The following is a 5932-nucleotide window of genomic DNA, read 5'->3' on the forward strand; positions in this document are numbered from 1 at the left end:
CGTCACCCCTGCGGCCGCCACCCCGGCGCCCGTCACCCCGGCTCCGTCTGCAGCGGGCGGGTCGGCGGCGGCGACGCAGGCCGCGTACCTCACGCAGCACCCCACGGTGGCCAAGGGCCTGCTCGCCCTGGCGATGGGCCAGCACGGGCGGGCCACCGTCGACGGCGTGCCCGTGGCGGCGCTCATGAGCATGCTGAGCTCGGTGTTCGGGCGGGCCGCCGCCGACGCGGACGAGCTGATGTATCTCGGCGGCCACGGCGACGCCGAGGAGGCAGCCGAGTGGGGCGACGACGACTCGCTCTACACGGCGCTGGTCGACGCCGACAACGCGGAACTGACCGAGGCGGTGAGCTGGCCATGAGCCACAACGAGTTACAGCAGCTCGAGTCGCTGCTGTTCCAGGCGCTGCCGGATCCGCGCGGGTTCGCGGACCGGGTCCTGGAGCAGCTGCTGGACCGGCTGGCCACCGAGCCCGCCGGCTCGCAGCCGGTCACTGTCGTGCAGCCCTCGGCAGGCCCGGGCGACACCGAGATCCTGCTCGCCGCGGCGCTGGGCGCGTGTGTGTGCTGGGGTCACGACCCCGGCTGCCCCGTGTGCGCCGGCCGCGGCGGGGCCGGCTGGACCGACCCCGACCTCGAGCTCTATGCCGAATACGTGGCGCCCGCCGTCCAGCGGCGAGCCGCCGCCCGCACCCGGGCCACGGACGACTCCGTGGTCACGAACGGCGGGGCACCACAGGAGGGAGTGCGATCGTGAGCACGACGTGGCTGGAAGGCCTGGAGTCGGAGGCAGCCGAGTACGACGAGGGCGAGCTCTACGACTCCGAGAGCGACCTGGAATGGGACGACAGCGAGACCGACGAGGGCGAGAGCGAGGAGTCGCGGGCCTCGCGTCGCCGCCGGGCCCAGGCGCGGCAGCTCGCCGTCGCCCGCCGGCAGGCGCAGGTGCGCGCGCAGGCACTGGGCCGGGCCCGCACGACGGCTGTGCGCCCGCGGCCGATGCCGCCGCCACCGCCGCCACCGCCGGCCCGCGCCGCGGCGGCGGCGATCCGCGCCGTCGACCTGGACTCGCGCGTCGCCCACGACAGTCTGCGCCGCGAGCTGGCCCTGCAGAGGAGGAGGATGAGCCGCTCCGAGTACGCTGCGGTGGCCGGCCTCGCGGTCAGCCAGTTCGTCGAATCGTTCGACCAGCCGCAGAACGTGTACGCGCGCGCCGCGCTGCGGTTCGCGCCGTTGCTGCTGCTGACGCCGCAGCGCCGCGGCCGTGGCCTGGAGTCGTTCGTCGCCGACCCGCGGGTCATCGGCGGCGCGGCGATCCTCGGCATCACCGTCCTCGGCGAGCAGCGCGCCAAGGCGAGCATCGACGTGGCCGCGCCGTCGGAACTGGCGGCGAACTCGAGCCTGCAGCTCAACGCACAGGTCGTCACACCGCGGGGCGAAGTGGTGAGCGGGCGCACCGTCCGGTGGTCGACCACGGACGACCAGGTCGCCCGGGTCGACGCCACGGGCAGGGTCACCGGAGTCAAGGCCGGGACCGTGTTCCTCATCGCGTCGGCCGAGGGCGTGCCGGTCAAGCGGATTCCGCTCGTCGTGAAGTGAGCGGCGGAGACGTCCGATGGACCCGGCGCTGTGGCAGCTGCTGCGCGCCGAACGGGCGACGCCGGACCGCGAGATCGAGGCGATCATCCGGCTGCGCGACGCGCGAGCCGTCGTGCCCGGCGTGCGGCTGGTGGCCCGGTTCGGCCGGATCGCCACCTGCCGGCTGCCGGTCGGCGCGGTCCCGGCGGTCCGGCGCCACCCGGCGGTCCGCAGCCTGAAGGCCTCGCGCCGGTACGGCCCGGATCCGGCGGTCGAGTGGGAACCGGCCGTACGCGGAGCACTCCGCCCGGCGGATCTCCGTCGCCCGGCGGCGCTGGACGAGGCGGGACTGACCGGCGACGGCGTCGTCGTCGGGGTGGTCGACTGGGGCCTGGACGTCGACCACCCGGCGTTCAAGGACGCCGCCGGCCGTAGCCGGGTGCTGGCGCTGTGGGACCAGCGCGACCAGGCCGGCGACGGCGTCCGCCCGGCACCGTACGGGTACGGCCGGGTGCACGACCGCGCCGCCATCGACGCGGCCCTGCGCACCGCCGACCCCTACGGCGCGCTCGATTACCACCCGGCCGACGCCGACCGCGGCGGCGGCTCGCACGGCAGCCACGTCGCCGCGATCGCCGCCGGTAGCGCCGACCCACCCGGCGTCGCGCCCGGCGCGTCGCTGGTCTTCGTGCACCTGGCCGACCGGGGAACCGGCGGGACGGCGACGCTCGGAGACTCGGTGCGCCTGCTCGAGGCGGTCGACTTCGTACGCCGCACCGCGGCCGGCCGGCCGTGGGTGATCAACCTCAGCGTCGGGCGGCACGGCGGCCCGCACGACGGCCGGACCCTGCTCGAGCTGGCGCTCGACGAGCTCTTGCGCTCCGCCACCGGCGGGCTCGTCGTGCAGAGCGCCGGCAACTACTTCCGCGCCCGCGCGCATGCCGCAGGCACTGTCGCACCGGGCTCCACGCGCACGCTGGCGTTCCGGACCCGGCCCGGCGACCCGAGCCGGAACGAGCTGGAGATCTGGTACGACGGCGGCGACCGGTTCGACGTCCGGCTGACGCCACCCGGCGGTGCCCCCGGCCCGTGGGTGCGGCTGGGCGAGCAGATCCCCGTCGTCGTCGACGGGGTGGCCGTCGGGCGGCTGTACCACCGGGCCGGCGACCCCAACAACCACGACCACCAGGTCGACGCGTTCCTCGAGGCCACCGCGCCGGCCGGCGTCTGGACGGTGAGCCTGCGCGCCGCGCGCGCCACCGACGGGCGGTTCCACGCCTGGCTCGAGCGCGATGACCGCTGCGTGCCCTGCCAGGCCCGGTTCGTGCCCGGCGACGCCGAGCCCACCGGCACCGTCGGGACGATCGCGACCGGCCGGCTGCCGCTGGTCGTCGGCGCGTACGACGCCCACGACCCGGCCGGGGCGCTCGCCCGGTTCAGCAGCTCCGGGCCGACCCGCGACGGGCGCGGCAAGCCGGACCTGCTGGCGCCCGGCGTCGCGGTGCTGTCCGCGCGGTCCGCGCCCGCAGCGGCCCGCCGCAGTCCCGGCGGGTGGATCCGCAAGTCCGGCACCAGCATGGCGGCACCGCACGTCACCGGGGCCGTCGCGCTGTGCCTGCAGGCGGCCGGCGGACGGCTCGGCGCGATCGAGCTCCGCCGGCTGGTGCTCGACGCCGTCCAGCCCGCGCCGCGTGCGTCTCCGGCCGTCCGTACGGGCGCCGGATGTCTCGACCTCACCCGGCTGGCCGCCGTCCTGTCCGCCGTCACCGTCCGCGACCGTCCCGAGGAGGCCATCATGGCTGCCGACCGTTCCGTCACCCCGTCGCTGGCGTTCCGCGAGCTGATGTACCGGCCCGGTGGTGAGCTGGCGAGCTGGGTCGGCGAGCACTTCGACGTGCTCGCCCGCCCCGGCCAGGACGTCGCCGCCCGCGCGGACCGCGGCGACCTGCTCGTCGACGTGCCGCTCGGGCGGTCCGGCCCGGGCGCGGTCACGACGCTGCCGCACGACCAGGCGGCGCCGCCGCGGCTCGGGCCGGGCCAGCTGCTGCTGCGCCCGCACACGCCCGACGACGCGGAGCTGCTCGACGCGGGAGCGCCGGACGCGGAGGAGATGATCCCGGCGCACGTGCAGGCGGCCCGGACCCTGTGGCCGAAGATGTTCAAGGACCTGCCGAAGGTCGTCATCCGCGACCTCGAGGGCTGCGTGCCGTCGGCACTGGTCGCGAAGGCCGGCTTCACAGCGTGGACCAACTCGCCGACGGCGGTGTACGTGGCGCCCGGGGCCAACGAGTTCCCCCAGGTGCTCGCCGCCACCCTGTACCACGAGGCGCTGCACGTCCGGCAGTTCATGAAGGCCGGTGGGAAGCCACCGGCCGACCACGCGACGATGATGCAGTACGAGATCGCCGCCTACACCGAGTCCGCGAAGTGGGTGGACAAGCGCCCGGGCGACATCAACGACCAGATCGCGGAGCAGATGCGGCGTACCGCCCGGCTGCTGAGCGAGGCCGTCGCCCACACGACGAAGACGACGAAGGACCCGGCCGAGCGGAACCGCCGGTACAAGCAGTTCCTCGTCACCGTGAACCTGCTGCCGGACCACCCGGCGATCGGCGACCTCTACAAGCTCACGCCGGGCCGGATGTCCTGCTCGCCGTCCGTCTCGGGCGAGACCGAGACGGCCGAGGCGGCCGAGGCGGCCGAGACGGCCGGCGACGAGGCCATGGAGCTGCTGGCGTCGGGTTTCGGGACCGCCCCCGGCGAGGCGGACACCGTCGCCGACGGCTGGGAGGCCGCCGCGGAGAGCGGCGACGACCTCGCCGAGTTCAGCGGTCCCGAGCACCGCGACATCGCCGACAGAGCCTCCGGCCAGGAACTGACGGCGCTGGCGTACGGCGACCCGCCCGCCCGGCTCACGTTCGGCGAGGTGACGGCGCTGGCCGGCGACTACTTCGGGACTTACGAGGAGATGCGTGACCTCTCCCGGACGGCGGCCGGACGGGTGGAGCTGGCGTACGCGCGCTGGCACTGCCTGTCGCTGTCCGGACAGGGCGTCCCCGCGCCGGCCGCGAGCGCGGCGACGATCCAGTCCGTCACCGACCGGTACCTCCTGCTGGCGTCTCGGAACATCTCCCACTTCTCCGGCGGCGGCACCGCCTGGCAGGCGTACACCAGCTGGCACGCGAAGGCGCTGGTCGACGCGCTGGACGCCGGCCGCACGGCGGACGCGGCCCTGTGGCGGCGGGCGCTGACGAAGGAGGCGTTCGGGCTGCACTTCCTGACCGACTCGTTCTCGGCCGGGCACGTCCGCACGCCGCGCGCGGAGATCCGCGACTGGTACGCGCAGCGGTTCCCCGACAGCGGCCAGCGGATCCTGCAGTACCTGGCCCGGTTCCTGTTCGACCGGCTCGACGAACGGCAGCAACTGCCGCAGCTGGCGTGGTGGTTCGGCTGGGTGACCCGCAGCGTCATGGTGGACCGGATCCGGACGCTGGGCGGCGAGGCGGTCGCGAACATCTCCCTCGGCGACATCGTCAGCCTGGCCCTGCACGACTTCGACAACCGCGGGCTGGACGTCGTCAGCGACGTCGACGGTGACGGCAAGACCGTCCCGGGCGGGCACCATTGGCGCGCCATGGGCGACGGTCACCTGGGATCGAACAGGTTCGGCATCGAGACCCGGCGGATGGCCGTCGTCGCCGTCATCGCGTCACTGCGCGAGCTGGAGCGGGTCCGCGGCGCCGGCGTCAAGCTCGGCCCGGCCGACGTGTCGACGTCAGAGCGGACCAGCGCGGTGCGGCAGGCCCTCGGCTCGACGGTGTTCGCGGCGCGCGGCTTCGTCCCGCGCGAGGACGCCGGCCGCACGGCAGCGGTCGCGCTGCGGACGGCCGACGGCAGCCGGGCGCCGATGGAGTGGCGGTGGGGGCAGCTCGGCCCGGTGGCGTACCAGGCGGTCGACGGCACCATCCGCAAGCGCCTGGCCGACGAGCTCCGCGTCTTCGCCGACCAGGTTCCCGACCCGGTCGACGGGCCGGCCGGGATGCGCATCCACGGCATCCGCGGCGCCTACCGCCTGTTCATCCGGCACCTCCGCGACGACGGCATCGCGGTGCTCGAGCGCGCCGTCGGCCGCAACGCCCGCTGACCGCACCGATCAACGGCGTGAGGGCGAGGGTCAGGACGCCGCGCCGAAGACGGGCCGGCCGGGCGCGACGTCCTCGTCGTCGGGGACGCCGATGTTCCGGCAAGCGGTCAGCAGCCAGCGGCCGTCCTCCTTCGCCGTGATCCACAGGGGCGAACCGACGTCCATGCCGTCGGGCGCCCGGACGCCGGCGACGCCCGCCGCCCTCGCCTCC

At 75.3% G+C, this 5932-nt stretch carries 3 protein-coding genes and 2 pseudogenes; 4 read left to right on the forward strand and 1 reads right to left on the reverse strand.

What is annotated here, in order from left to right:
- From E1262_RS30715 to E1262_RS29885, 4 genes and pseudogenes are all read left to right on the forward strand, one after another.
- Positions 1-361, forward strand: a pseudogene (locus E1262_RS30715) (hypothetical protein); the annotation flags it as partial.
- Positions 358-756, forward strand: a complete 399-nt coding sequence (locus tag E1262_RS29875; RefSeq protein ID WP_132107986.1) for a hypothetical protein — start codon at positions 358-360, stop codon at positions 754-756. The pseudogene E1262_RS30715 and the gene E1262_RS29875, both read left to right, overlap by 4 nt.
- Positions 753-1598, forward strand: coding sequence for an Ig-like domain-containing protein (locus E1262_RS29880; RefSeq protein ID WP_132107987.1), 846 nt, complete (start codon positions 753-755; stop codon positions 1596-1598). The genes E1262_RS29875 and E1262_RS29880 overlap by 4 nt, the downstream gene beginning before the upstream one ends.
- Before the next feature lie 16 nt (positions 1599-1614).
- Entirely contained in the window at positions 1615-5721 is a 4107-nt protein-coding gene (locus E1262_RS29885; RefSeq protein WP_132107988.1) for a S8 family serine peptidase, read from the forward strand.
- 30 nt (positions 5722-5751) lie between these two features.
- On the opposite strand, the pseudogene E1262_RS30720 reads toward E1262_RS29885, so the two are convergent.
- Positions 5752-5932: pseudogene (locus E1262_RS30720) on the reverse strand (hypothetical protein); the annotation flags it as partial.

Origin of the sequence: Jiangella aurantiaca, from assembly GCF_004349105.1 — a bacterium.
Lineage (GTDB): Bacteria > Actinomycetota > Actinomycetes > Jiangellales > Jiangellaceae > Jiangella > Jiangella aurantiaca.

What these genes read in the sequence shown, in the direction of transcription:
- E1262_RS29885 (WP_132107988.1), top strand. Translation starts at nt 1,615, where the DNA reads ATGGACCCGGCGCTGTGGCAGCTGCTGCGCGCCGAACGGGCGACGCCG.
- E1262_RS29875 (WP_132107986.1), top strand. Translation starts at nt 358, where the DNA reads ATGAGCCACAACGAGTTACAGCAGCTCGAGTCGCTGCTGTTCCAGGCG.